Below are 24784 nucleotides of genomic sequence, written 5' to 3'. Positions count from 1 at the left end.
CTATGTCAGAAATGTTAAGAAATGACGTAGATCCAGTCGAAACCAATGATTGGTTATTGGCGATCGATTCAGTAATTCGTGAAGAAGGTGTTGAAAGAGCACAGTTTATTATTGAGCAATTAATGCAGCACGCTCGTGCAAATTCAGTATCTTTACCAACAGGTGTTACCACAGACTATATTAATACTATCCCTGTTGAAGAAGAGCCGAACTATCCAGGTAATTTAGATCTTGAGCGCCGTATTCGTAGTGCGATTCGTTGGAATGCAATTATGATGGTATTAAGAGCCTCTAAAAAAGATTTAGAGCTTGGCGGCCATATGTCATCTTTCCAATCTTCTGCGACAATCTATGAAGTTTGTTTCAACCATTTCTTTAAAGCGCGTACCGAAAAAAATGGTGGCGACTTAGTTTTCTTCCAAGGTCATATTTCTCCAGGAATTTATGCGCGTGCTTTTGTTGAAGGCCGTTTAACTGAAGAGCAATTAGATAATTTCCGTCAAGAAGTTCACGGAAAAGGCCTTTCTTCTTACCCACACCCTAAATTAATGCCTGAATTCTGGCAGTTCCCAACGGTATCAATGGGTCTTGGGCCATTGAATGCTATTTATCAAGCACGTTTCTTAAAATATTTACATAACCGTGGCTTGAAAGACACAGCAGATCAAACCGTTTACGCATTCTTAGGTGATGGCGAAATGGACGAAGTGGAATCTCGCGGTGGTCTTGCTTTCGCAGCACGTGAAAAATTAGATAACCTTGTTTTCGTGATCAACTGTAACTTACAACGTTTAGATGGTCCAGTAACAGGTAACGGTAAAATTATTCAAGAATTAGAAGCACAATTTAACGGTTGTGGCTGGGAAGTGATCAAAGTTGTTTGGGGTCGCCGTTGGGATCGTTTATTACAACGTGATACTTCAGGTAAATTATTACAATTAATGATGGAAGTAGTTGATGGTGACTATCAAACCTTCAAAGCAAAAGATGGTGCTTATGTACGCAAACACTTCTTTGGTCGTTATCCTGAAACTGAAGCCTTAGTGGCAGAAATGACAGATGATGAAATCTGGGCATTAAACCGTGGTGGTCACGATCCATTAAAAGTTTTCGCTGCATTCAATAAAGCAAAACAAGTTAAAGACAAACCAGTTGTATTGCTTGTGAAAACCATCAAAGGTTATGGTATGGGTGATGCCGCTGAAGGTAAAAACATCGCTCACCAAGTTAAGAAAATGGATATGTCGGGCGTTAAACACGTTCGTGATCGTTTCAATATTGCGGTATCTGATGAAGATATTGAGAAATTACCATACATCAAGTTTGAAGAAGGTTCAGAAGAGTACAAATATCTTCACGAGCGCCGTCAAGCATTAAATGGTTATTTACCAACCCGTGCGCCACGCTTTACTCACGAACTTGAAGTGCCAGCGTTAGAAGAGTTTGCGCAATTATTTGAAGCACAATCTCGCCCAATTTCAACCACAATGGCGTTTGTTCGTTCATTAAACGTATTGTTGAAAAACAAATCTGTGGGTAAACACATTGTGCCAATTATCGCAGACGAAGCACGTACTTTCGGTATGGAAGGTTTATTCCGTCAAATCGGTATTTATAACCCACACGGACAAAACTACACCCCACAAGATCGCGAACAAGTTTCTTATTATCGTGAAGCCATTGATGGTCAAGTGTTACAAGAAGGGATTAACGAACAAGGTGCAACCGCATCTTGGATTGCAGCAGCAACTTCTTACAGCACAAACAACGTACCAATGATTCCATTCTTTGTGTATTACTCAATGTTTGGTTTCCAACGTGTGGGCGATTTAATGTGGTTAGCAGGCGACCAACGTGCGCGTGGCTTTATGATCGGTGGTACATCAGGCCGTACAACATTGAACGGTGAAGGTTTACAACACGAAGATGGCCAAAGCCATATTCAATCAGCGGTAATTCCAAACTGTATCTCTTATGATCCAGCTTTCGCCTTTGAAGTACCAGTGATTATCCAAGACGGTGTTCGCCGTATGTACGGGCCAGAACAAGAAGATGTGTACTACTACATCACAACCTTAAACGAAACTTATGACCAACCAGCAATGCCAAAAGGCGCAGAAGAAGGTATCCGTAAAGGTATCTATAAATTCGAAACAGTAACTGGTCAAGGTAAAGGCAAAGTTCAATTATTAGGTTCTGGTGCGATTTTACGCCACGTTCGTGAAGCAGCGAAATTACTTGCAGATGATTTCGGTGTAACTTCTGATGTATATAGCGTAACTTCATTTACTGAAGTAGCGCGTGATGGTGCAGATGTAGAGCGTTGGAACTTATTACACCCTGAAGCAGAGCCAAGAACAGCATACATTGCTCAAGTGATGAATGATGCACCTGCGGTGGCTGCAACAGACTACATCAAACTTTATGCAGAGCAAGTGCGTGCATTTGTTCCAGCGCAAAGCTATCGTGTATTAGGTACAGACGGTTTTGGTCGTTCAGATAGCCGTGAAAACTTACGCGAGCATTTTGAAGTGAATGCACATTATGTGGTAATCGCAGCATTAACTGAGCTTGTTAAACAAGGTATCTTTGACAAGAAAGTGGTTGCAGATGCGATTGCAAAATATGGCATTGATGCAGATAAAATTAACCCACTTTACGCATAATTAACATCGCTCCCCTTGCTTTAGTAGGGGGAGTTTTGAGGAAAAAAGAAAATGGCTAAAGAAATTCAAATTCCAGATATTGGTGGCGATGAAGTAACCGTTACCGAAGTGATGGTAAAAGCTGGTGATACGGTTGAAATTGATCAATCAGTAATTAATGTTGAAGGCGATAAAGCATCAATGGAAGTGCCTTCTCCAGAAGCGGGCGTCATTAAAGAAGTATTAGTAAAAGTTGGCGATAAAGTTTCAACGGGTACGCCAATGTTTATTTTAGAAGGGGCAGCAGCTGCACCAGCACCTGCCGCTGAAGAAAAAGCTGCAGCACCAGCAGCACCGCAAAGTGCGGGTGGTTCTGTGATTGAAATTCACGTTCCAGATATCGGTGGCGATGAAGTAAACGTAACTGAAATTTTAGTAAACGTAGGTGATAGCGTTGCAGAAGAACAATCTATCTTAAACGTAGAAGGCGATAAAGCCTCTATGGAAGTGCCTGCGCCTGTGGCTGGTGTGGTAAAAGAAATTCTCATTAAGGTGGGTGATAAGGTTTCAACAGGTTCATTAGTAATGAAATTTGAAACCATTTCCGCCTCTGCTCCTGCAGCTCAGCCAGTGGCAGAAGCACCAGCAGCACCTGCAGCAGTATCAGGTGGCGTGCAAGATGTTCACGTTCCAGATATTGGCGGTGATGAAGTAAACGTGACTGAAATTATGGTTGCTGTGGGCGATAGCGTTTCTGAAGAGCAATCATTAATCACTGTTGAAGGCGATAAAGCTTCAATGGAAGTTCCTGCACCATTTGCCGGTGTAGTGAAAGAAATCTTAGTGAAATCAGGGGATAAAGTTTCAACTGGTTCATTAATTATGCGTTTTGAAGTAGCGGGTTCAGCACCTGCAGCAGCCCCAGCGACTCAACCAGCAGCGACAGCACCTGCACAAACTCAAGCGGCAGCACCTGCTGCGCCAGCACAATCAGCGCAGCCTGCTAACCAAGCAGAAGTTACAGCAAGTGCAAGTTTTGCTCACGCAACCCCTGTGGTTCGCCGTTTAGCTCGTGAGTTTGGGGTAAACCTAGATAAAGTGAAAGGAACAGGCCGTAAAGGTCGTATCCTGAAAGAAGACGTTCAAGCCTATGTGAAAGCCGCAGTGAAAGCCGTTGAAAGTGGTTCTGTATCCGCAGCATCAACAGGCGCAGCGAATGGTGCAGGTTTAGGCTTACTCCCTTGGCCGAAAGTGGACTTCAGCAAATTCGGTGAAGTAGAACAAGTTGAATTAGGCCGTATCCAAAAAATCTCTGGTGCGAACTTACACCGTAACTGGGTAATGATTCCACACGTGACACAATGGGATAAAGCAGACATCACAGATTTAGAGCAATTCCGTAAAGAGCAAAATGTGCTTGCGGAAAAACAAAAACTTGATGTAAAAATCACCCCACTTGTATTCATTATGAAAGCGGTAGCGAAAGCCTTAGAAGCTTACCCACGCTTTAATAGCTCATTATCTGAAGATGCACAAAGCTTGATCTTGAAAAAATACATCAACATTGGCGTAGCGGTAGATACACCAAACGGTTTAGTTGTGCCTGTATTTAAAGATGTAAACAAAAAAGGCATCATCGAGCTTTCACGTGAATTAGCCGAAATCTCGAAAAAAGCGCGTGCAGGTAAATTAACTGCATCTGATATGCAAGGTGGTTGTTTCACCATTTCAAGCCTAGGCGGTATTGGTGGTACACAATTTACCCCAATCGTGAATGCCCCAGAAGTGGCGATTTTAGGTGTATCTAAATCTGAAATGACACCAGTATGGAACGGCAAAGAATTTACTCCACGCTTGATGTTACCATTATCGCTCTCTTACGATCACCGCGTGATTGATGGGGCAGACGGTGCAAGATTTATCACCTTCATCAATGGTGTATTAAGCGATCTTCGTCGTTTAGTAATGTAATTCCTTAGCGTTTCTCATTAAAATGGGAAACGCTGTTTAGTTAAAGTGCGGTGTAAAAACCGCAAGAATTTAACGAGGTAGAAAATGAATAAAGAGATTAAAACACAAGTTGTTGTACTTGGTGCAGGCCCCGCAGGTTATTCGGCGGCATTCCGTTGTGCGGATTTAGGTTTAGATACGGTGATCGTTGAACGTTATTCAACCCTTGGAGGGGTGTGCTTGAACGTGGGTTGTATCCCATCTAAAGCCTTATTACACGTTGCCAAAGTGATTGAAGAAGCAAAATCTTTAGCAGAACACGGTATCGTATTTGGCGAACCACAAACTGACATTGACAAAATCCGTGGTTGGAAAGAAAAAGTAATCAACCAATTAACCGGCGGCTTAGCTGGAATGGCTAAAATGCGTAAAGTGCAAGTGGTAAACGGTTACGGTAAATTCTCAGGCCCTAACACCATTATCGTTGCAGGCGATGAAGGGGAAACCACCATTCATTTTGATAATGCTATTATCGCAGCAGGTTCACGCCCAATTCAATTACCATTTATCCCACACGAAGATCCACGCATTTGGGATTCAACAGACGCACTTAAATTAAAAGAAGTGCCGAAAAACCTATTAATTATGGGCGGTGGTATTATCGGTCTTGAAATGGGTACGGTATATCACGCACTCGGTTCTAACATTGACGTAGTAGAAATGTTTGATCAAGTGATCCCAGCAGCGGATAAAGATATTGTTCAAATCTACACTAAACGTATCGAGAAGAAATTCAACTTATTACTTGAAACCAAAGTAACCGCAGTTGAAGCGAAAGAAGACGGTATTTATGTCTCAATGGAAGGCAAAGCAGCGAACGAAACACGCCGTTATGATGCTGTATTAGTGGCGATCGGTCGTACACCAAATGGTAAATTGATCGATGCTAATGTCGCAGGCGTAGAAGTGGACGATCGCGGCTTTATCCATACAGATAAACAAATGCGTACCAACGTACCACACATCTTCGCGATTGGTGATATTGTGGGACAACCAATGCTTGCTCACAAAGGCGTACACGAAGGCCACGTTGCAGCAGAAGTTATCGCAGGACAAAAACACTATTTCGATCCGAAAGTGATTCCATCTATCGCATATACTGAGCCAGAAGTAGCTTGGGTAGGTAAAACCGAGAAAGAATGTAAAGCCGAAGGCATTAACTACGAAGTGGCGAAATTCCCTTGGGCAGCCTCAGGTCGTGCGATCGCCTCTGACTGTGCAGATGGTTTAACCAAATTGATCTTCGATAAAGACACTCACCGCATTATCGGTGGTGCGATCGTAGGAACAAACGGTGGTGAATTGCTAGGTGAAATTGGTCTTGCCATTGAAATAGGTTGTGATGCAGAAGATCTTGCATTAACTATCCACGCTCACCCAACCTTACACGAATCTGTAGGCTTAGCGGCAGAAGTGTTTGAAGGTTCAATCACCGACTTACCAAATCCAAAAGCGAAAAAGAAAAAATAGTTTTCTAAGTTACCCTCAAAAGCCTTTCTGATGAAAGGCTTTTTTATGCGAAAAAGAATGTTTATTTAATTCTAATTAAACTGAAAGATTTGTGATCAATATCACAGCCAAAGTATGACTACTGTCATAGGCACTTTATTATAAATAGACTAATCTCATTATGAGTTTAATCTGCTAATAGGGAGGAAGTGATGTTTCTGACAGTTTTCAGTTTTATTATTGTCACTGGCTTTGTGGCTTGGATTTCTTGGCGGAAAACCAGAAATGATGATTTATCAACAGCTAAAGGATATTTTCTTGCAGGACGAGGGTTGAGTGCAGTTGTTATTGGGTGTTCAATGGTATTAACTTCACTTTCTACTGAACAATTAATTGGTGTCAATGCCAATTCCTATAAAGGCAATTTTTCTATTATTGCTTGGACGGTTCAATCAGTCATTCCGCTTTGTTTTTTGGCTTTGTATTTATTACCGAAATATATTCGTAATGGCTACACGACAATTCCAGAATTCTTTGAAAGCCGTTTTGATCGTCAAACACGCTTAATAATGTCTGGGTTATTTTTAGTATTCTATTTATTTATCGTTATTCCCACCGCACTTTATACAGGGGCAATTGCCTTCAATAAAATCTTCAATTTGGAAACCGTATTTGGAATTAGCTATGGTGAATCCATTGTTTACACCGTAATGGCGATAGGTGTTATTGGTGCGATTTATGCTATTTTTGGTGGTTTAAAAGCGGTGGCAGTATCAGATACTGCGAATGCTATTATTTTGGTCATTGGGGCTATTCTAGTACCAATTTTTGCCTTAATTTATTTAGGCAATGGCAGTTTTATGGAAGGTTTGCATATTATTGGCACAACGCACGTTGAAAAATTTAATGCTATTGGTAGTGCGACAGATGCTGTACCTTGGCCAGCAATGTTTACGGGGATTTTGATCGTAAACTTTTTCTATTGGACAACCAATCAAGCGATTGTGCAACGTGCATTAGGTGCGAAAGATTTAAAAGCGGGGCAAAAAGGGATTTTAATTGCTGCGCTTTTCTTGCTCTTATTGCCGATTATTCTTAATTTACCGGGGTTACTGAGTTTCCATATTTTAGGTGAAGGACTAAATCCAATTGATTTATCTTATCCTGAATTAGTTAATCGCGTTTTGCCAACAGTCCTACAAGGCTTCTTTATTGCGGCTTTATTTGGTGCAATTTTAAGTACATTCAATTCATTCTTAAATTCAGCAGCAACAATTTATTGTAAAGACTTATTGCCTTCACTAACCAAAAGAACCTTTAGTGAAACTGAATTAATTGTTTATGCGAAAAAAGTCTCGGCAGTCATGGCAGTTATCACCATCATTATTGGACCATTGCTTATGTTTGGTACAGATGGCATTTTCTTACTGACTAAACGTTTTGCAGGTTTTGTGAATATTCCTATTGTTGCTCTATTTGCAGTGGGATTATTCAATAAAACTGTATCGGGACTAGCAGAGCGTATTGCCTTATTGGTACATGTTATTTTATATTTCCTTATTGTTTGGGTATTTAATGTAAAAGTGAATTTTGTGTATGTAATGGCTGCACTATTCGTTTTTGATGTCGTATTAATGCTAGTATTAGGTTCGTTCTTACGCAGAAAAACACCTTATGTTGATAACGTATCGAACCAAAGCAATGTAGATTTAAGCAACTGGGAATATGTTAATATCACTGTGGCATCACTTGCATTAGGTTTAGTTTCTCTTTATGCGTTACTTTCTCCAATTGGACTTGCTTCAGAAAATGGTAAACCACTTTGGGTACTTGCTGCTTACGCAATTCTTCAAGTGATTTTATTTGTGGTAATTGGTCGAAATAAGAAAAAGGTGTAACTAATGAAAAATGTAATTTATATTCTTTTAGATCAAGTTAGAAAAGATATGCTCGGTACTTATGGGCATAAGATTGTAAAAACGCCGAATTTAGATCGTTTAGCGAGAGAAGGTGTTCGTTTTGATAATGCCTTCACGCCAGCTTCAGTTTGTGGCCCTGCTAGAACATCACTTTTTACAGGGCAAATGCCTTCTACCCATGGCATTATTCGAAATGGTGAAAAAGGTGGAACAGGAGAAATTCCGGCAGAACAACCGCACATAGGAAAACTGAAGGGCTATAATTGTTATGTTGCTGGAAAATGGCACGTTGGTACGAGATCTGTTCCAAGAGATTACGGTATTAAAGGGCATAATTTTGACGGATATGGTTATCCGGGCAGCCACGTTTATAAAAATTTAGTGTTTGATCAAGCGCCGACTCAGCCAAACCGTTACCCTGAATGGCTTGCAGAAAAAGGCTTCCCTACGCCAGAAGTCAGCCTAGCTTATTTTGGCGATAATCCGCATTTAAGAGTGCAAGAATTATGTGGTTTACTTTCAGGAACAAAAGAACAAACAATTCCCTATTTTATTATTGATGAAACGAAACGTTTTATTTTGGAATCTCTTGCTGAGCATAAGCCTTTCTTTACTTGGATTAATTTCTGGGGGCCGCATACGCCTTGCATTTTTCCTGAGCCTTATTATTCAATGTATGATCCAAAAGATGTCGTCCTTGATGAAAGTTTCTTTAAACCTTTAGAAGGTAAACCCGGCCATTATCGTACCATTTCTAAAATGTGGGGAATGTGGGAAGCAAGTGAAGAACGCTGGAAGGAAGTGATCACCAAATTCTGGGGGTATATCACCTTAATTGATGATGCTATCGGTGAATTATTTGACTTCCTTGAAAAACATAATCTTTATCAAGATTGTTTTATTGTCGCTACCGCAGATCATGGTGATGCAATGGGAGCACATAGAATGATTGAAAAAGGTGAGTTTATGTTTGATACCACCTACAATATTCCACTGATTATTAAAGATCCTGAATCTTCACGTATCAATGAAGTGGACGATAATTTAGTTTATCTGCACGATTTGACTTCAACTGTGTTTGATGTTGCTGGGCAAGCTGTTCCAGAAACTTTCCAAGGCGAAAGCCTATTGCCTATTTTGCGAGAAAATAAATCCAATGCTCGTAAAGGGGTATTAGCTCAACTTGCAGGGCATTTTGTTTATTTTGAACAGAGAATGTGGCGTAGGAAAGATTATAAATTGGTCTTCAATGCAAGTGATGTAGGAGAGTTGTACGATATTCGTAATGATCCTGAGGAGTTACATAATTTGTTTTATGACCCAGAATATCAGCAAGTGAAAAAAGAAATGTTAGAAGAAATGCGGGCAGAAATGCTGAAGTATAAGGATCCATTAGAAAACTGGGTATATCGTATTATTAATGAGATCTAACTCTTCTAAATAAGAACCAAAAGAAAAAGTGCGGTAAAAAATTTCTGATTTTTTCACCGCACTTTTGTTTTAATTGTTACTCAATAATAATTATTTTACAGAGTAATAACCGCCCATTGCGCTATATACGGCGTTTTCGCTTTGAATGAGGTTGTATTTTGCATTTAAAATGGAAAGCTCGGAGTTGCGTTCGGTGCTTGCGGCGTTTAACCATTCTCTTAGTTCTGCAATGCCTGCATCATAGCGGTTTTTGTAATATTGCGTGATGCGTTTGTTGTAGTTGTAGGTTTGCTGCAAGTTGGCGAAGTTTTGACGCGCTTGGTTGTAAGCAAAATAGTTGGTGTCAATATCATTTAAGGCTTTGGTGATGCTTTGTTCAAAGTTCACAAGTGCAAGATCATAAGCCGATTCTGAAATTTTTACGTTCCATTTCACGGTGTTCCAGCTCAAGAATGGCAAGCTAATTCCGACTGTTCCGCCTGCGATAGGGGTGTTGAATGCGTTGTCAATTTTATTGCCGCTAGAACCTAAACTTCCGCCCAAGGTAATGGTTGGGAACCAGCTTTTTTGCATTGCTTTGGCATCTTTGAAAGCGCTGTTTAAGCGATATTGATAGCCTTTTACGTCTGGACGATTGGCAATGGCAGAAAGAGGCACATTAAGGTTTACCCCCACATTTTTTACTTTAAGAATATGCGGGTAGTTCACTTTTAATGGATCACTTGGTTTTAAATTCAATAAGTTACGCAAGGTGGCTTCTGCCGTTTTCTTTTGCGTTTGGTAATTGATTAAGCTGTTACGCGCTGTTAAAACCGCTTGTTGCGCTTGATCGGAACTTGCGCGATCTGCCACGCCTTGGCGGAATTTATTTTGCATAATGCGGTTAATTTCGGAATAGTAATTGATGGTTTTATTCACGGTACTAATCGCATCATTTAAGTAACCAAGTTGATAGTAGGTTAAGATTACAGAGTTGATTAATGAAATGCGCGCCGCTTCAAGATCTTGTTCGCTAGCAGCGTGTCGCCATTCTGCGGCAGAAGCTGAATCAGCTAAACGACGCCATAAATCTAGGGTGTAACTCACGTTTAATGCACCACCGTGGCTAATCACGGAAGAGCCGCCATCGTGAATATTTTTGTTAGCTGAAGAAGATACCGAACCACTGAAATTTGGTACTAAATTTGCGCCGATTAAATTCGCGTTATAAAGCGCCGTATTTACAGCAATGGCTGCTTTGGCTAAATCTTTGTTATTTTCCAAGGCTTGTTCAACTAACTGATTTAGTTGCGGATCTTTATACAGCGTCCACCAATTTTCTTGAATGTTGTATTGTTTGGTTAATTCTTCATATTGTTGGAAATCTTGTTGTGATGCTTTGTAAGAATCGTCAAGATTCGCACAGCCAGCTAACAACACAGACAAGCCAATAGCAAGTGAGAGTTTGGATTGTTTTAACATCATTTTTTCCTTATTAAATAAAATCGTAGGCAAATAAAGTGCGGTGTAATTTTGCCGATTTTTTATTGCCTGATTGTTGAAATTTTATCAAAAAACTATTCCTGAGCTAAAGCGGTAATTGGATTTAATTGCGAAGCATTTTTTGCTGGCATATAGCCAAAAATCACGCCAATTAAGCTTGAGCAGAGCAGCGCGGCGATAATCGAGAAGGTGGAAAAGATCATGGTAAAATCTTTCACCAGCCAATTAAACACTGTGCCTAGCACCATTGATAGCACCACGCCAGTGATGCCACCAATTAAGCAAATCAGCACCGCTTCAATTAAAAATTGTTGCAAGATGTTAAATTGTCTTGCGCCAATGGCCATTCGTACGCCAATTTCTTTGGTTCGCTCGGTTACCGAAACCAGCATAATATTCATCACCCCAATGCCGCCTACAACAAGGGAAATAATGGCAATGGAAGAAATCAGCAACTTCATTGTATTTGTTGTTTTTTCGATAGTTTGCTTGATCGTATCGGTGTTGAATATAAAAAAATCTTTTTTGCCATGGCGCACGGTGAGCAGGCGAGTGAGATCTTTTTCTGCCACTTTAGAACTAATTTCATCGTTAATCTTTACTGTGATTGAGCTAATTTTTTTATTACCAGAAATTTTGTTCATTGCTGTTGTGTAAGGTATATAAATATTCAGGCTAGAATTATTCGTTACCATATTATTGCTGGCTGCTACCCCTATGATGCGCAATGGTTTTTTATTGATCATCAAAATTTTGCCAAGGGGATTTTGATTGTTGAATACTTCGTGTAACGTGTTTTCATCAATCACGGCTACTTGTTCGCTGTGTTTTACGGCGTCTGCGCTGAAAAATATGCCTTCAGCTTTGCTTAAACCGCGGACATTAAAATATTGCTCTCCCACACCACGCACTTGGGCGGTGAAACTTTGGTTACCGTAAGTGAGCGTGCCGTTTACCGAACTATTTGGTGTAACGCTGGCAATATAGCTTTGTTTGGCAAGCATATCGGCATCTGCTACGGTAAGATTTTGATTTTTCGCTGCGCGCCGATCACCAAAGCCTGCACCGTTATAAATATCCATTGTATTTGTTCCTATTGCATTGATGTTGCTAAGAATTTTTTGTTGTGAGCCGTTACCTAAGGCAACTACGCAAACCACAGAAGTAATACCAATAATAATCCCTAACATTGTTAGCAAAGAACGCAATTTATGTGCCACAATGGCTTTAATGGACATTTTGAAGGATTCAATAAACTGATCTTTATAAAATTGTAATCGACTTTTACTGCTTTGTAGTGCAATGTCTTGTTTTTGGGTCATTTGTTCCGATTTTCGGCGATCTTCAATAATTTTGCCGTCTTTGATCTCAATAATACGATTAGCAAAATTTGCCACGTTTTTATCGTGCGTGACCAAAATAATGGTATGCCCCTCGCTGTGTAGCTGGGTGAGAATATCCATCACGGTTTCGCCACTTTTACTATCTAATGCTCCAGTAGGTTCATCGGCTAGAATAATTTCGCCCCCATTCATCAAAGCGCGCGCAATACTCACGCGCTGTTGTTGCCCTCCAGAAAGCTGATTTGGCTTGTTTTCTAAGTGATCGCCTAAGCCTAATTTTTCTAATAACTGTTTGGCTCGTTGTAGGCGAGTAGGTTGATCGATGCCTGCATAAATGGCAGGAAGTGCCACATTTTCCACCGCACTTAGCGTTGAGAGCAGGTTATAGCGTTGAAAAATAAAGCCAAATTTTTTCTGCCGTAAATCAGAAAGCCGATCACGATTGAGCTGGCTGACTTCTAAACCATCGACTTTATAAGAGCCTGATGTCGCTGTATCCAAGCAACCAATAATGTTCATCAAGGTGGATTTGCCTGAACCGGATTGGCCAATAATGGCAATAAAATCGCCTTTTTTAATGTCTAAATTGATGTCTTTTAACACCTGAGTGCAGTTTTCGCCTTCACCGAAAAATTTGTTGATGTGGCTTAATTCAATAATATTCATAAAAAACCACCGCACTTTATAAAATTCGAGGACCGCGGAAAGTATTTCCCACTTTTTCATCACTGGTTACTTGCGAGGAAATCACTTTTTCCCCTTCTTCCAATCCATTTAAAATTTGCGTATTCATATCATCGCTTAACCCTGTAACAACGGTGCGTTTTTCTACTTTATCATTGTCTTTCAATATATTAACAAAGGTTTCTTTTCCTTCCTTGTGTAACGTGATGGTAGGAACCAGTAGGGTATTTTGTACATCGGAAATGATAATGGTATTTTGCGTAGTCATTCCAATACGCAGTTGGTTATCAGGATTATCTATTAAAACATTGGCATAGTAATAAACCGCACTGGTATTTGAGGCACTTTCTTTATATTCGTTATCCGTGAGCGTGGTGATGGCGGGATCAACAGAATGAATGGTTGAATGATAGACTTTGTCTGGTTCAGAAAGGGTGGTAAATTCCACCGCCATTCCTGCTTTCACTTTGGTAATGTCGCCTTCAGAAATTTCTGGCTTAATTAAAATCTTCGTTAAATCCGCCACTTGTACAATGGTTGGGGTAGTTTGGTTGGCGTTCACCGTTTGCCCTTCTGATACGGGAATGGACAGCACTGTGCCGTCTAAAGGCGAAAGAATTTGGGTATATTGTAAATTGGTTTTTGCCGTATCTACTTGAATTTCCGCACGTTGAATGGCAGCTTCCACTTCAGAAATCGCCGCTTTGGCAGAGGATAAATTATTTTTCGCCGCATTCAGTTCATCTAAAGACGTGGATTTACTCGCATATAATTTCGCAAGGCGATCATAGGCAGATTTCGCCACATTATAAGCCACTTGTTTTGCATTGAGCTGAGCTTGGTAGGCTTTTAATTCTGCTTGTGCTGAATTTAACGCATTCACTTGATTTTTAGAGTCAATTTCTGCGATTAAATCTCCTTGTTTGATATGTTGTCCTAGTACGACGTGAATTTTCTCAATTTTACCTGAAGCTTGTGCTCCCACTTCCACACGGTTATAAGCTCGAACTGAGCCTACGGTAATCACTGATTTTTTGATTTCGCCACGGCGTACATTTTCTGTTAAATAGGTTGTTTCTTGTTGATTAGAATGGGTGAAATAACTATAAGCACCAAATGCCACTAACCCAATGGTAAGTAGGGAAAAAATCGTTTTTTTACGCATAAAAACTCCGAGAAAAATAACAATCGTTTTATTCGATGATTATAGTAGAAAATCTTTCTTAAGAAGAGCTTAAGAAAAATAAATTTACACTGAATGAACGTTCGTTCATTTTAGGGCGTGAATTGTATCATTTATCTAAGGAAAATCAACCGCACTTTTGAATTCTGCCGTTAAACATAGTAAAATAAACGACAATTTTTTTACAAAAATCGAGAATATTTTGAGGTCAAAATGAGCCATATTACAGAGAACGAACATCAACCTACCAATTTTATTCGTCATATTATTGATGAAGATTTGGAAACAGGGAAAGTAAACCACGTTTACACCCGTTTTCCACCTGAGCCAAATGGCTATTTACATATTGGCCACGCAAAATCTATCTGCTTAAATTTTGGTATTGCAGAAGATTACAAAGGCTTGTGTAACTTGCGTTTTGACGACACTAACCCGGTTAAAGAAGATGTGGAATATGTTGATTCCATTAAACAAGATGTGGAATGGCTTGGTTTCCATTGGGAAGGAAAGGCACGTTATGCATCTGATTATTTCGATGCGCTTTATGGCTATGCCATTGAATTAATTGAGAAAGGTTTAGCTTATGTTGATGAGCTTTCACCTGAACAAATGCGTGAATATCGTGGCACATTGACCGAACCAGGAAAAAACAGCCCTTATCGCGATCGTAGCGTGGAAGAAAACTTAGCCTTATTTGAAAAAATGAAAAATGGCGAGTTTGCCGAAGGAAAAGCCAGTTTGCGTGCCAAAATTGATATGGCATCACCGTTTATGGTAATGCGTGATCCAGTGTTATACCGCATTAAATTTGCGGAACATCACAATACAGGGAATAAATGGTGCATTTATCCAATGTACGATTTCACCCATTGTATTTCCGATGCCATTGAGGGCATTACGCACTCACTTTGTACCCTTGAATTCCAAGATAACCGCCGTTTATATGATTGGGTGCTTGAGCATATTTCCATTAAACGCCCATTGCCACATCAGTATGAATTTTCACGTTTGAACTTGGAATATACGCTCACGTCTAAACGTAAATTGTTGAAATTAGTAGAAGATGAAGTGGTTGATGGTTGGAACGATCCGCGTATGCCGACAATTTCAGGTTTACGTCGCCGTGGTTATACGCCAGCGTCAATCCGTGAATTTTGCCGCCGCATTGGGGTAACCAAGCAAGATAACGTGGTGGAGTTCAGCGCGTTAGAATCTTGTATTCGTGATGATCTTAACCAAAATGCACCACGCGCAATGGCGGTGATTAATCCGTTAAAAATCGTGATTGAAAACTTTGACGGGCAAGAAATGCTATCCGCACCAAATCACCCAAATCGCGAAGAATTAGGCCATCGCCAATTGCCATTTACTAAAGAAATTTATATTGATCAAGCGGATTTCCGCGAAGAAGCGAACAAACAATATAAACGTTTAGTATTAGGCAAAGAAGTGCGTTTGCGTAATGCTTATGTGATCAAAGCGGAGCGTGTGGAGAAAGATGCTGAGGGCAATATCACCACCGTTTATTGTACTTATGATCCTGAAACCTTAGGCAAAAATCCTGCAGATGGGCGTAAAGTCAAAGGCGTAATTCATTGGGTTTCAGCCACAGACAATGTGCCAGCGGAATTCCGTTTATACGACAAATTATTCACTGTGCCAAACCCAGGTGCGGCAGAAGAGCTTTACGAAGTGTTAAATCCAAATTCTTTAGTGGTAAAACACGGTTTTGTGGAAAAAAGTTTAGCTAACGCACAAGAAGAAAAAGCCTACCAATTTGAACGTGAAGGCTATTTCTGCGCTGACAGCAAAGACAGCCACCCAGAACACCTGATTTTCAGCTTAACCGTAAGTTTGAAAGAAGGGTTCTAATTTTTCATCTTCATTGAAAACATAAGTGCGGTAGGAATTTGATAAGAATTTCTACCGTTTTTTATTGAGAATTTTCCTTGGTTAGAAGTAGTTTATAATGTTGTGCTTTTGATGAAATTAATACCATTCTTAATCTAAGAAAAAGAGGAGGAATAAAAAGGTTTAATAAACAGCGGAGAGTAGTTAGATTAATAGGATAACTTTAAGGGGAGATCCAAGCTATAAAGTTCTACAAATAGAATTAATACTACGCTTGGATTATATCAAATTTGGTGGAGCTGGGGGGAGTTGAACCCCCGTCCGAAATTACTCTACCTTCAGCACTACACGTTTAGTCTAGTCTTTAATTTCACTTAACCACTGCGGACAGACACGCGATAGTTAAGCTAGCTTGATTCAATTTAACGTTTCGATCCTCAAGCGGAGGCGTCCACGCGATCTCGTTTGGGTTTGACTCCTCTTTATCCCCGTCTTACGAGCGGAAGCTGGGGAGAGAAGGCTATGAGCAGGTTATTAAGCTGCTAAAGCGTATTGTTCGTCGTTTGCGACTATTTTTTTGCGGTTTATTTACGAGGCCAACCGCACCTCGACGTGCACCTTGGGCTTCGCTAATCCCGTCGAATCCAGAATCAGCCCCAAAAACTCGGTAATTCTATCAAGGAATTGATTGAATTTAAAGAGAAATACAGTAAAAAGGCTAGAATATTTCTAGCCTTTTTTAATCATAACTCGATGACTAAATTATTTAGTTAAACTTTCAACTTTTTCAACTGCTGCGTCTTTTGCTTCAGTGACTTTTTCAACTGCTGCATCTTTTGCTTCTACAGCTGCATCTTTAACGGCTGTGGCTTTGTCCATTGCAGCGTCTTTTACTTCAGCGGCTTTTTGTGCTGCTGAATCAACCGCTGAGCTTGCTTTTTCTACTGCAGCATCTTTTGCTTCTACGGCAGCATCTTTAACATCAGCAACTTTATCCATTGCCGCGTCTTTTACATCTGCTGCTTTTTCTGCTACTGCGTCTTTAGCACCAGTTACTTTTTCTACTGCTGCGTCTTTCATTTCAGCTGCTTTTTGAGTCGCTGCATCAGCCATAGAAGTTACTTTCTCAGCCGCTGCATCTTTCATTTCAGTCACTTTTTGTGTTGCTGCGTCAGCCATTGAGCTTGCTTTTTCAGTGATTGCATCTTTAGCTTCAGTAATTTTTGATACTGCAGTGTCTTTCACATCTTTTGCTGCTTCAACTGCTGCATCTTTAACATCTGATGCTGCTTGAGCTACAGCGTCTTTTGCTTCAGAAACGCTTGATTTTGCATTTTCAACTTGTGCTGAAACTTTGCTTTCTTTATCGAAACAGCCAGTTACAGTTAAGGTTGCGCCTAATACTAATGCGGCTAATAATGATTTTTTCATTTTTACTCCTAAATAAATAATTCAATAATGAGATACAAACCCCACGTTTGCGGTGCATAGTCTGTAACAAAAATGTGGAAAAATAAACTACTATTTACATTTTTTTACGTATTAATTTTGAAAAAATTTAAGTGGATAGATTTAACTCATTGAAATTAAATGAAAAGATGTTTTTTGAGTAATGAATCGTCATTTTATGTAAAGAGTGAAACTTTTGTAAGTGGTGAATTTTATAGCTTAATGCGGTGATTTTGTCATCACTATGCATTTTTTCATAGAAAATTTTGATGTAAAAAAATCTGCGCTTAACCGCTATTTTTAAGGGAAAAGCGCAGATTTAAAGTGCGGTCGGTTTTTTTCTGAGTTTTTGTTATTGTGTTGCTTGGATTGCTGTTAATGCAATGGTGTACACAATATCATCGACTAATGCACCGCGAGAAAGGTCGTTCACTGGCTTACGCATACCTTGTAGCATAGGGCCAATAGAAACGAGATCCGCAGAGCGTTGTACCGCTTTATAAGTGGTGTTACCTGTATTCAGATCTGGGAACACGAATACAGTGGCTTTACCAGCAACTGGTGAATTTGGCGCTTTAGAACGTGCCACATCTTCCATAATTGCCGCATCATATTGTAATGGGCCGTCAATGATAAGATCTGGGCGTTTTTCTTGCGCAAGGCGCGTTGCTTCTTTCACTTTTTCAACGTCCGCACCGCTACCTGATGTACCCGTAGAGTAGGAAATCATTGCCACTTTTGGATCGATACCAAAGGCTTTCGCAGAATCTGCCGATTGAATTGCGATTTCTGCAAGCTGTTCTGCTGTTGGATCTGGGTTTACTGCGCAGTCACCATAAACAAGCACTTGATCTGGCAATAACATAAAGAAGATAGAAGAAACAATGGAGTTACCCGGTGCTGTTTTGATAATTTGCATTGGCGGACGAATGGTGTTCGCCGTGGTGTGAACCGCACCTGAAACCAAGCCATCAACTTCGTTGGCTTCTAACATCATTGTGCCAAGTACCACGGTGTCTTCTAGTTGCTCACGAGCAAGCGCTTCGGTCATACCTTTGTTTTTACGCAGTTCGACTAAACGAGCCACATAGTTTTCACGCACGCTTGCTGGATCAATAATGGTGATGCCTTTGCCTAATTGTACGCCTTGCGCTTCTGCCACACGTTGAACGTCAGCAGGGTTAGCTAAAAGTACACATTCTGCAATACCACGTTCTGCACAAAGGGCAGCAGCTTTGATGGTACGCGGCTCGTCCCCTTCAGGCAACACAATGCGTTTTTTCGCTTGGCGTGCTAATTCGGTTAATTGGAAACGGAACGCAGGTGGCGATAAACGGCGTTGGCGAGAAGATTCAGCCACGATTGAATTAACAAAGTCCGCATCAAATTGCTGGCTAGTGTATTGTTTAATGCTTTCAATACGCTCTTTATCATCGACTGGCACTTCAAGGTTGAAGCTTTGTAATGCCAGAGCAGTTTGCCAAGTGTTGCCTTCAATGCGGAAAATTGGCAATCCTGTGCTTTCAAAAACAGGTTGGCACAGTTTTTTGATTTGGCTATCTAATTTGTATCCGCCAGTTAAAAGTAAACCACCTAATTCAATGCCATTGCTTGCAGCAAGGGCAGCTGCAACTAATACATCAGGGCGATCTGCTGAAGTCACTAACAAGCTACCATTGCGGAAGTGTTCCACCATATTTGGCAAGCTTCTTGCACAGAAAGTAATGCTACGAATACGGCGAGTTTGGATTTCACCCTCATTGATAATGGCTGCGCCTAAGTGTTTCACTAAGTCAATAACGCGAGTTGCGATAAGTTCTGCATTCCAAGGAATACAAGCAAGCACTTTGATTGGACTTTTTTCAAATAATTTATACACTTCAGCCACGTTGCTATGGCTATGTTGATAAGCGTCAAAAATCTCACTTAAATCAGGGCGAGTACGGCCAGATTCATCAATCGGTGCATTGAATTTGTTGATAACCACACCCAGTAAGTTTTTGTTATTTTTACCACCAAATTGTGAAGCAGCGGCTTCTACACGCTCTTTCAGCTGCGCTGGTGTTTCTGTTGAAGGGGCAGCAACCAAAATGATTTCTGCATCTAGCGCTTGGGCAATTTCATAGTTAATGCTGTTAGCATAGCTATGTTTGCGCGTTGGAATTAAACCTTCAACAATGATAATTTCATTGTTTTTAGCTAATTGTTGGTGATTTTCAACAATTTTCTCTAATAAAACATCAGATTGATTTTGTCCGATTAAGCTTTCCGCCACGCTTAGCATAAATGGCTCAGCGGTTTCAATAGAAGTGCTAGTACGAACGATAGAAGTGCTGCGATCAAGTTTATCTTCGCCAGTATTTGGTTGTGAAATGGGTTTCATAAAACCAATTTTCGCGCCTTTTTCTTCAAGCGAACGAATTAAACCAAGGCTAACACTGGTTAAACCAACGCCAGCACTCACAGGAATAAGAATAATTGTGCGAGACATAATAAACCTTCAGGTTAAATGATGAAAAAGAAACTGCCGAATAATTCGGCAGTCTGTTTATAAAATTAGCTACAAAGTTTTGCAGTATCTTGTGCGATTACTAATTCTTCGTTTGTTGGGATAACCATTGCAACAGGGGTGTTATCTGCGGTGATCACGCCTTCGTTACCGAAACGTGCTGCAAGGTTTTTGTCGTTATCTAGTTTATAGCCGAAGAGTTTTAAATGCTCTAAGGTTTTTTCACGAACAAGTCCTGAGTTTTCACCAATACCACCAGTGAACACGATAGCATCTAAACGCTCACCGATAACCGCCATATACGAACCGATATATTTTGCTAAACGGTAGCAGAATACATCTAATGCACGTTTTGCTGCGGCTTCTGCATCATAGTTATCTTCTGCATAACGACAGTCGCTGGTTACTTCGGTTAAACCTAATAAACCTGATTTTTTGGTTAATAGGGTGTTGATTTCTTCAACGCTCATACCTAGGTTATCGTGTAGGTAGAAAATGATTGCAGGATCTAAATCACCAGAACGTGTACCCATTACTAAGCCTTCTAATGGGGTTAAGCCCATTGATGTATCAATACATTTACCGTGACGAACGGCAGCTACTGATGCACCGTTACCTAAGTGACAAGTGATTACATTCACTTGATCCGCAGGCACATTTAAACGCTCAGCCGCTTGTTGGCTTACATAGAAATGGCTTGTACCGTGCGCACCGTAGCGGCGAACACCGTGATCTTTATATAAAGAATAAGGAATAGCGTATAAGAACGCTTCTTCAGGCATTGTGGTATGGAATGCTGTATCAAACACCGCCACGTTTTTATCTTTTAAGTGCGGGAACATTTTGAACGCTTCTTCAATACCGATTAAGTGCGCAGGGTTGTGTAATGGCGCAAATTGGATCGCGTCTTTAATCCCTTGAATAACTTCATCATTGATGATTACAGAAGAAGTGAATTTCTCACCACCGTGAACAATACGGTGACCAATTGCCACAATCTCATCTTTTAATGATGGATCTAATGGGAAAATATTGTTCACAATAAATGCAAGGGCTTCACTGTGTGCCGCACCAGCACCTAATTCTGCATTGCCTTTTTCGCCGTGTAATTTCCACTTAATACGCGCATCTGGTAAATGAAATGCTTCTGCCAAACCAGATAATTTTTCTTCACCTGTTACAGGATCTAAAATAGAAAATTTAAGTGATGAACTACCGCAGTTAAGTACGAGAACTAATTTTTGAGACATAAGTAACCTATCTTTAATTAAGTTAAAAGGAATCCGTCTAACATAGCCTAAACGGAGCGACATATAAAAGTCGTTAGATCCTGTATAGGATACACTGTTCACTCAATAAAATAAATTCTCAAGGTGGAAAAAATGCGACATTTATCAAAAAAATGATTAAAAATTAAAATTTTTTATAAAAAATAAAATTGAAGTAAAGAAGAAGGAAAGGAAAAGAATGAGCTATAATGGGCAAATTGATTACCGATCAGCATAACTCAGTATAAACAAGGAAAATAATGAAATTTTTCACCGCACTTCAACAAGGTCAACAATATCTCAATACTTGGCCGTTAATCCCGAAATTAGGAATGATTTTTCCCGAAAACCGCGTTATCAAAGCCACCCAGTTTTCGCAAAAACTGATGCCATTTCTGGCGGTGTTTGCGTTAGTGTGGCAACAAATTTATGCCAAAGGGGATATGGTGGCCTTAGCCGCGACCATTTTAACCGCACTTTTTTCCTTATGTTTACCTTTGCAAGGGCTTTATTGGCTTGGCAAACGCGCGCAAACTCCATTACCACCACAAAGTGCGGTGCAATTTTCGCAAATTTGTCAGCAATTGGAAAAAGCGGGTAGTGGTGTTAATGTGCCAGACAATCCCACTTATCAAGATTTGGCATCAGTATTAAAAAAAGCCGAGCAAAAACTGCCCGTAGACTTTTGGCAATCCTTATAATTTTCTTAATGCGTGCTTTGTTGATCCTACCAAGAGCGAGTGATATAGTACGCCACTTTTTAACCCTTAGGATAAAAAACTGCAAATAATGCTACGCAAACGTTTTCGTTTTTTGTTAGAATACGGCGGTCATAAATATCCTATATTTTGTAGAGATTATTTTCGTGAACAATTATTTAGATTTTATCATTATCGGAATTATTGCGTTTTCCATTATTGTCAGCCTTTTGCGTGGTTTCGTGCGTGAGGTGATGTCCCTTGCAAGCTGGGTCGTTGCCTTTTTGGTGGCAAATCATTTTTATCCCTATGTCGCCAACTTTTTAACTCAAATTGAATCAGGATATATTCGTAACGGCGCCGCCATTGCCATCTTATTTATTGCCACCTTAATTATTGGCGCGATTGTGAATTATTTAGTCAGCCAACTGGTCGATAAAACAGGTTTATCAGGCACTGATCGCGTGTTAGGTGGCTGTTTCGGTTTATTGCGTGGCGTGCTAATTGTCGCTGCCTTATTATTTTTCGTAGATACCTTTACCAACTTTAGCCAAAGTGAAGTGTGGAAAGAATCAAAATTAATCCCGCACTTTGGTTTTATCGTGGAATGGTTCTTCCAAAAAATTCAGGAAAATTCCAGTTTATTAAATTCAACATTAACTCAATAGGGGATAACACGAATGTGTGGTATTGTCGGCATAATTGGACATAATCCAGTGAATCAGTCTATTTATAATGCTTTAACGGTGTTGCAACATCGCGGGCAAGATGCAGCGGGAATCGTTACCATTGACGATGAAAATCGCTTCCGCTTACGCAAGGCAAATGGGCTGGTGAGCGATGTTTTCCAGCAAGTACATATGCTACGTTTGCAAGGTAATGCTGGTATTGGACACGTTCGTTACCCGACAGCAGGTAGCTCCAGCGTTTCTGAAGCACAGCCTTTTTATGTGAACTCGCCTTATGGCTTAACCCTTGTGCATAACGGCAATTTAACCAATTCTGAACAGCTGAAAAAAACCTTATACGAACGCGCTCGCCGCCACGTTAATACCAATTCTGATTCAGAGATTTTGCTCAATATTCTTGCTTATCATCTGGATCATATTTATACCCAACATCTTTCGCCTGAAGACATTTTCCACGCCATTAAGGCAACACACAATGATATTCGAGGCGCTTATGCCTGCGTGGCAATGATTATCGGACACGGAATGGTGGCGTTTCGCGATCCTAATGGTATCCGCCCTTTGGTGTTAGGAAAGCGAGAAGAAAATGGTAAAACAGAATATATTTTTGCGTCAGAAAGCACCGCACTTGATGTAGTAGGCTTTGAATTTGTACGCGATATTCAACCAGGCGAAGCGGTTTATATCACCTTTGACGGCAAATTTTATGCACAACAATGCGCGGATAATCCAAAATTAACGCCGTGCATTTTTGAGTATGTTTATTTTGCCCGTCCAGATTCCTATATTGATGGCGTTTCTGTCTATGCCGCACGCGTGCATATGGGGAAATATTTAGGCGAAAAAATTGCCCGTGAATGGTCAGATTTAGACATTGATGTGGTAATCCCTGTGCCTGAAACCTCCAATGATATTGCCTTACAAATCGCCCATATTTTGAACAAGCCTTATCGCCAAGGCTTTGTGAAAAATCGCTATGTAGGGCGCACTTTTATTATGCCGGGGCAAACGCAGCGTGTGAGTGCAGTACGCCGTAAACTGAATACCATTTCTTCTGAGTTTAAAGGTAAAAATGTGCTATTAGTGGACGATTCCATTGTACGCGGTACAACCTCAGAGCAAATTGTGGATATGGCACGTGCTGCGGGGGCGAAAAAAATCTATTTTGCCTCAGCGGCACCAGAAATTCGTTATCCAAATGTGTACGGCATTGATATGCCAACAAAACACGAACTCATTGCTTATGGACGAGAAGTGGACGAAATTGCCAAACTCATAGGTGTGGATAAATTGATTTTCCAAGATCTTGATGCACTTACTCAATCTGTTCAGCAAGAAAATCCTGCGATTAAAGATTTTGATTGCTCAGTGTTCACTGGAAAATATGTTACAGGGGACATTACGCCCGAATATCTTGATCATATTGCCGATTTACGCAATGATAGTGCCAAGAAAAAGCGTGAGAAAGACGCGACCAATCTTGAAATGCACAACGAGAGCTAATGATGAGCAAACAACGTTTAATTATTGCCATCACAGGCGCTTCAGGGGCGATTTACGCGATACGTTTATTGGAAGTATTGAAAAACGTCCCTGATCTTGAAACCCACTTAATTATCAGCAACGCCGCCAAGCAAACCTTGGGCGCAGAAACGGATTACAGCGTTCAACAAGTGCGCGCCTTGGCGGATCAAACCTATGATGTGCGCGATATTGGCGCAGCAATTTCTTCGGGATCTTACCGCACTTTGGGAATGGTGATTCTGCCTTGCTCAATCAAAACCTTATCAGGCATTGCGCACAGTTACACCGATGATCTCATCACTCGTGCCGCAGACGTGTGTTTAAAAGAGCGCAAACCGCTTTTTCTTTGCGTACGCGAAACCCCGCTACATTTAGGCCATTTACGCTTGATGACCCAAGCCGCAGAAATTGGCGCCACCATAATGCCCTTAATGCCAGCCTTTTATCATCGTCCTGAAAGTATTGATGATATTATCAACCAAAGCATCAACCGCCTTTGTGATCAATTTGGCATTGCGCTAGAACAAGATTTATTCCAACGCTGGGGTGAGTAGAAATTCAATCAAATGTAAAGAGATTCTATCGTAATGAAATAATGAAACTAGTTCTATGATAGAATTGTAGGTATTGTGGAACTAAGTTTATAGTAA

16 protein-coding genes and 1 other RNA gene are annotated in these 24784 nt (G+C 40.4%); 10 read left to right on the top strand and 7 right to left on the bottom strand.

From position 1 onward, the window contains the following. Window positions 1–2: 2 nt before the first annotated feature. From aceE to C3007_RS02295, 5 genes are all read left to right on the top strand, one after another. The gene (gene aceE, locus C3007_RS02315; protein ID WP_103852901.1) at window positions 3–2666 is read left to right on the top strand and encodes a pyruvate dehydrogenase (acetyl-transferring), homodimeric type; all 2664 of its coding nucleotides are present in this window, start codon (window positions 3–5) and stop codon (window positions 2664–2666) included. 51 nt (window positions 2667–2717) lie between these two features. After that, complete coding sequence (gene aceF, locus C3007_RS02310) at window positions 2718–4616, top strand: pyruvate dehydrogenase complex dihydrolipoyllysine-residue acetyltransferase (RefSeq protein ID WP_103852900.1); 1899 nt, start codon at window positions 2718–2720, stop codon at window positions 4614–4616. 84 nt (window positions 4617–4700) lie between these two features. Then, the gene (gene lpdA, locus C3007_RS02305) at window positions 4701–6125 is read left to right on the top strand and encodes a dihydrolipoyl dehydrogenase (RefSeq protein ID WP_103852899.1); all 1425 of its coding nucleotides are present in this window, start codon (window positions 4701–4703) and stop codon (window positions 6123–6125) included. Between the two features lie 191 nt (window positions 6126–6316). Further along, window positions 6317–8002 carry a solute:sodium symporter family transporter gene (locus tag C3007_RS02300; protein ID WP_103852898.1) on the top strand — a complete coding sequence of 562 codons (1686 nt, stop codon included), beginning with the start codon at window positions 6317–6319 and terminating at the stop codon, window positions 8000–8002. Window positions 8003–8005: 3 nt separating this feature from the next. After that, window positions 8006–9454 carry a sulfatase family protein gene (locus C3007_RS02295; protein WP_103852897.1) on the top strand — a complete coding sequence of 483 codons (1449 nt, stop codon included), beginning with the start codon at window positions 8006–8008 and terminating at the stop codon, window positions 9452–9454. Window positions 9455–9544: 90 nt separating this feature from the next. On the opposite strand, the gene tdeA is transcribed toward C3007_RS02295, so the two are convergent. The 3 genes from tdeA to C3007_RS02280 all read right to left on the bottom strand — a co-directional run bounded on the left by tdeA (window position 9545) and on the right by C3007_RS02280 (window position 14128). Beyond that, window positions 9545–10915 carry a toxin/drug exporter TdeA gene (gene tdeA / locus C3007_RS02290; RefSeq protein ID WP_103852896.1) on the bottom strand — a complete coding sequence of 457 codons (1371 nt, stop codon included), beginning with the start codon at window positions 10913–10915 and terminating at the stop codon, window positions 9545–9547. Between the two features lie 95 nt (window positions 10916–11010). Beyond that, a complete protein-coding gene (locus tag C3007_RS02285) occupies window positions 11011–12945 on the bottom strand; it encodes a MacB family efflux pump subunit (RefSeq protein WP_103852895.1) in 1935 nt (644 codons plus the stop codon). A gap of 16 nt (window positions 12946–12961) precedes the next feature. Beyond that, window positions 12962–14128 (bottom strand): efflux RND transporter periplasmic adaptor subunit, encoded by a 1167-nt coding sequence (locus C3007_RS02280; protein WP_103852894.1) that lies wholly within the window; start codon window positions 14126–14128, stop codon window positions 12962–12964. A 231-nt stretch (window positions 14129–14359) separates the two neighbouring features. Here C3007_RS02280 and glnS point away from each other — a divergent pair, with 231 nt between their 5' ends. Further along, complete coding sequence (glnS, locus tag C3007_RS02275; protein ID WP_103852893.1) at window positions 14360–16018, top strand: glutamine--tRNA ligase; 1659 nt, start codon at window positions 14360–14362, stop codon at window positions 16016–16018. 270 nt (window positions 16019–16288) lie between these two features. Here glnS and ssrA read toward each other — a convergent pair. The 4 genes from ssrA to C3007_RS02255 form a co-directional block, all read right to left on the bottom strand. After that, window positions 16289–16655, bottom strand: a transfer-messenger RNA (tmRNA) gene (gene ssrA / locus C3007_RS02270). 104 nt (window positions 16656–16759) lie between these two features. Then, window positions 16760–17428, bottom strand: a complete 669-nt coding sequence (locus C3007_RS02265; RefSeq protein WP_103852892.1) for a hypothetical protein — start codon at window positions 17426–17428, stop codon at window positions 16760–16762. 370 nt (window positions 17429–17798) lie between these two features. Beyond that, on the bottom strand, window positions 17799–19937 hold the full coding sequence (gene pta / locus C3007_RS02260; protein WP_103852891.1) for a phosphate acetyltransferase: 2139 nt from the start codon (window positions 19935–19937) through the stop codon (window positions 17799–17801). Between the two features lie 65 nt (window positions 19938–20002). Next, window positions 20003–21205: an acetate kinase gene (locus tag C3007_RS02255; protein ID WP_103852890.1), complete on the bottom strand. Its 1203-nt coding sequence runs from the start codon at window positions 21203–21205 to the stop codon at window positions 20003–20005. 278 nt (window positions 21206–21483) lie between these two features. Between C3007_RS02255 and yfbV the strand changes: the two genes are divergently transcribed. From yfbV to C3007_RS02235, 4 genes are all read left to right on the top strand, one after another. Then, the gene (gene yfbV / locus C3007_RS02250) at window positions 21484–21924 is read left to right on the top strand and encodes a terminus macrodomain insulation protein YfbV (protein ID WP_103852889.1); all 441 of its coding nucleotides are present in this window, start codon (window positions 21484–21486) and stop codon (window positions 21922–21924) included. Window positions 21925–22088: 164 nt separating this feature from the next. After that, window positions 22089–22589 carry a CvpA family protein gene (locus C3007_RS02245; protein ID WP_103852888.1) on the top strand — a complete coding sequence of 167 codons (501 nt, stop codon included), beginning with the start codon at window positions 22089–22091 and terminating at the stop codon, window positions 22587–22589. A 12-nt stretch (window positions 22590–22601) separates the two neighbouring features. Beyond that, window positions 22602–24113, top strand: coding sequence for an amidophosphoribosyltransferase (gene purF / locus C3007_RS02240; RefSeq protein WP_103852887.1), 1512 nt, complete (start codon window positions 22602–22604; stop codon window positions 24111–24113). Window positions 24114–24115: 2 nt separating this feature from the next. Beyond that, window positions 24116–24688, top strand: a complete 573-nt coding sequence (locus C3007_RS02235; protein WP_370445390.1) for a UbiX family flavin prenyltransferase — start codon at window positions 24116–24118, stop codon at window positions 24686–24688. Window positions 24689–24784 lie beyond the last annotated feature (96 nt).

Source organism: Avibacterium gallinarum, assembly GCF_002921135.1.
Classification (GTDB): domain Bacteria; phylum Pseudomonadota; class Gammaproteobacteria; order Enterobacterales; family Pasteurellaceae; genus Avibacterium; species Avibacterium gallinarum.
The sequence above is the reverse complement of the archived record's forward strand: the minus strand, read 5'-3'. Positions and strand labels throughout refer to the sequence as shown.

Excerpts from the sequence above, each read along its gene's own strand:
- glnS (WP_103852893.1), top strand. The coding sequence starts at position 14,360 with ATGAGCCATATTACAGAGAACGAACATCAACCTACCAATTTTATTCGT.
- C3007_RS02300 (WP_103852898.1), top strand. The coding sequence starts at position 6,317 with ATGTTTCTGACAGTTTTCAGTTTTATTATTGTCACTGGCTTTGTGGCT.
- C3007_RS02255 (WP_103852890.1), bottom strand. The coding sequence starts at position 21,205 with ATGTCTCAAAAATTAGTTCTCGTACTTAACTGCGGTAGTTCATCACTT.
- lpdA (WP_103852899.1), top strand. The coding sequence starts at position 4,701 with ATGAATAAAGAGATTAAAACACAAGTTGTTGTACTTGGTGCAGGCCCC.
- C3007_RS02265 (WP_103852892.1), bottom strand. The coding sequence starts at position 17,428 with ATGAAAAAATCATTATTAGCCGCATTAGTATTAGGCGCAACCTTAACT.
- C3007_RS02295 (WP_103852897.1), top strand. The coding sequence starts at position 8,006 with ATGAAAAATGTAATTTATATTCTTTTAGATCAAGTTAGAAAAGATATG.
- aceE (WP_103852901.1), top strand. The coding sequence starts at position 3 with ATGTCAGAAATGTTAAGAAATGACGTAGATCCAGTCGAAACCAATGAT.
- purF (WP_103852887.1), top strand. The coding sequence starts at position 22,602 with ATGTGTGGTATTGTCGGCATAATTGGACATAATCCAGTGAATCAGTCT.
- C3007_RS02285 (WP_103852895.1), bottom strand. The coding sequence starts at position 12,945 with ATGAATATTATTGAATTAAGCCACATCAACAAATTTTTCGGTGAAGGC.
- C3007_RS02280 (WP_103852894.1), bottom strand. The coding sequence starts at position 14,128 with ATGCGTAAAAAAACGATTTTTTCCCTACTTACCATTGGGTTAGTGGCA.
- C3007_RS02235 (WP_370445390.1), top strand. The coding sequence starts at position 24,116 with ATGAGCAAACAACGTTTAATTATTGCCATCACAGGCGCTTCAGGGGCG.
- aceF (WP_103852900.1), top strand. The coding sequence starts at position 2,718 with ATGGCTAAAGAAATTCAAATTCCAGATATTGGTGGCGATGAAGTAACC.
- tdeA (WP_103852896.1), bottom strand. The coding sequence starts at position 10,915 with ATGTTAAAACAATCCAAACTCTCACTTGCTATTGGCTTGTCTGTGTTG.
- yfbV (WP_103852889.1), top strand. The coding sequence starts at position 21,484 with ATGAAATTTTTCACCGCACTTCAACAAGGTCAACAATATCTCAATACT.
- pta (WP_103852891.1), bottom strand. The coding sequence starts at position 19,937 with ATGTCTCGCACAATTATTCTTATTCCTGTGAGTGCTGGCGTTGGTTTA.